Source organism: Novosphingobium sp. CCH12-A3 (assembly GCF_001556015.1).
Taxonomy (GTDB): Bacteria; Pseudomonadota; Alphaproteobacteria; order Sphingomonadales; family Sphingomonadaceae; genus Novosphingobium; species Novosphingobium subterraneum.
On the sequence record NZ_LSIA01000078.1, the window covers coordinates 1 to 2,865 of the forward strand.

General features: G+C 59.7%; 2 protein-coding genes. One reads left to right on the top strand and one right to left on the bottom strand.

Going from position 1 to position 2,865, the window contains the following annotated elements:
* Nucleotides 1-186: 186 nt before the first annotated feature.
* Nucleotides 187-375 (bottom strand): hypothetical protein, encoded by a 189-nt coding sequence (locus tag AX703_RS27245; protein ID WP_156451927.1) that lies wholly within the window; start codon nt 373-375, stop codon nt 187-189.
* Nucleotides 376-800: 425 nt separating this feature from the next.
* Here AX703_RS27245 and AX703_RS05705 point away from each other — a divergent pair, with 425 nt between their 5' ends.
* On the top strand, nt 801-2,714 hold the full coding sequence (locus AX703_RS05705) for a DUF4365 domain-containing protein (protein WP_082734438.1): 1,914 nt from the start codon (nt 801-803) through the stop codon (nt 2,712-2,714).
* Nucleotides 2,715-2,865: the final 151 nt, after the last annotated feature.

Here is a 2,865-nt window from a genome sequence, read left to right on the forward strand (position 1 = left end):
AGAGGCGTGAATCACAACATGCTGGTATTGCTCAACAACTTTCGGTTCGGGCTCTGAGATGGATGCCATGCAGCATAACCAGCGGACGGTTCATTGGGTCACCTCGAAACGCCTTGGATTGCCAGAGGCCATTTGTCTTAAATTATGCGGTCATCGGGCGGCAGTGTTAACGCATACGCCCATACCTCAGACTTTAAGGATGATGGGAAATTCCATCGGATCCGGATCAATTGAAATCGATCTGATCGTATATTCGACATCTGTCCCCTTCATCTTGAAGGAAGCTCCAACCTCGAGAGGGTGATCACAGGATGATATCCCGAGTAAAGTGCCATCTTCTTGGTTAACCACCCGGAAATTCACCAGCTCTGTCATTCTAATCTCCTATTCTCGGAACCCCGAGTAAGGGGGGCGCTAAAAACGCTCCAACTTTTCCGAAGGGTCAAAATGCTCCCGAACGCGACGGTCTAAGCTGGCGTGAGATGACATGCTTTGCTCAGTGTCACAACTGGAGGCTTTGACACCGTTTTTAGCGGCCGCCCTCTACTCCCCAGTTGCAGACGGTCCGGTTCGCACAGCTCGCGACCACAGTCGGTAGTGCACTTCCGCTCCCTTGAAAGTCCGGGTCAGGACGAAAGCTGCCGATCAGGCAGATCAAAGCGGGCGATCGAAATTGTGCCACAAAGTCAGTCATCAATAATCGACCGAGGGATGCCTTCTAATGGAAGTATAGAGTTTAACCTCGTCAAGGTCATGGGCGAGCAGTTGCCGCATGTCCAGTCCGACCGCATATACATGCCATGCCTACTCGCGCCCGCTCCCACATCTTGGAGGAACAATCGATCCGCCGCTTCGGCGACGCGCTACCGCCCGCCTGGGTATATCGCTGCAAGGCCCCCGACTATGGGATCGACGGCGAGGTCGAGATCTTCAACACCAATGGTAGCACGACCGGTCTCTCCTTTAATGTCCAGCTTCGCGCGACCGACGATGTGGCGCGCGCCGACCGTGTGCGCCTTGAGGTTGACGAGCTCAACTATTATGGCTCACTCGACGTCCCCACGGCGGTAGTCCGCTACAGTAGCCCCGACGGGTCGCTTTTCTGGCAATGGGCCTCTCACATCGCGTCCCAGGTGGAGCTCGCCGAAGGGCAGCAGACGGTGACATATCGCTTCGACGAGGGCGAGCGCTGGACCGAGGCGACTGCCGCCGCGATCCGCCGGACCCTCGAAGTGCGTCGACGTCTTGGAGATTATCCGCCGAGCATGGGAGTGCCGCTCCGTGTCGATCTGTCCGCAATCCCTGCCGCAGAGCGATATCCAATAGACCGGACGATCGCTCAAGCGATCGCCGACAGTCGCGGCGCGCTTGTCCGCGCGGGTAGCACACCCGCCGACGTCGAGGCATTCGCGACTCTTGGGCCGACGATCCTCTCGGTCGGGATTGATACGCTTACCGGCGTGACCTTCGATTTGCAGATACCCACCCCCAACGACTATCTCAGCTCGATACTCTATGCGCTCGTGCGCATTTTCCGTCGTCAGCGCCTTCTCCGCCAGGCCGAGGCGCTCGCCTCGCTCCTTGCCGAGCGTGGGCTAGCGCACCACAATCAGGATTTGGCCTTCGACGCTTGCATCGCGCTCGCGCGTGATCTCCCCGCGCTCGTCCGAATCGCAATCGTCAACGGCCTTCACGACCAGGGGCCCATGCATGCCTTGGTCGCGCTGACCATCGTGAAGGCGCCGCAGGACCGCGAGTCGCGTCGCGCGGCGATGGACGCCTTCTTCGGCGCCTCGATGGCCGCCGCCCGCGAAGTCGAGCCAGCCAGTGAGGCAGCGGCGCACTATTCAATTGGCAATTTCTATCGCCACCAGCACGACCTTGCACGCGCAGCTCACCATTATAATCGCGCGCGCCATCTCCGGCCCGCTTATCTCCAAACCGGCTATTTTCTCAGCGAACTCGCTGGCGTGCTGTTCCTTGCGGGCCACTATGCGTTCGCGCAGCGTTTCTATCGCGAAGCCGTCCGCCTCACCCCGGAAGATCCCGATCTTGTCTTCCTTCTCGGCGACACGCTGCTGCTTTCGGGCGCGGTCCGCGAAGCGCGCGCCTGCTATGAGGTTGCACTTGCTCGTTGCTCCGCCCCGCGACTGTTGCACGAGGCCAACTTGAAGATCATGGTCTGCGACCGCGTCATCGCCACCGCCGGGGTCGACACGTTGCCGCGGAGGCGAGGCGAGGCCAGCTCCACCTTGCGACCCGACGGCCGCGACAGCGCTGAACATCTCGAACATCTGCTGCGCGACGTCGACGCCTTCCATCCGCTCGCGCACTTCAACCTCGGTATCACCCGCGCACACGAAGGCAACCACGTCGCCGCCCTCCACCATTTCCTAGCCTGCGCCTTTATCCAGCCGCAGGACATCACGGCTTGGGCCAATTCCGCGATTTGCGCACTCAGTCTCGGGGACGAGGCGCTGCTCCTTCGCATTATGAGCACTGCAATCCATCACATGGGTGCCGACGCCTATGATCATTTCCGCGCCGACGTCGCGGCGCAGGGCATGGCGTCCCAAAGCCTCGCGCTCCTCGACGAAATTGCAATGCAGCTTCTCGAAGAAAGCGAACGTTCGAGCAGTGACGGCTTTACGCTGCGCTTGCTCGAGGGCTCTGGCTATCAGACCATGACCATCCTCGGGCTTGGCGAAGCCTGACTGTGGCTTGGTGTTAGTTGGCAGGTGGTGATCCCTTTGCGCGATGTCAGCTTTTCCGTTTAAAAAAGTAACGACGGTCGGCAAACGGCCTAACCAGTCGTCCGTGAACAAAGCGAAGTTCGTTTCGGTGCCGGGTAGACCGGGTCTGTCA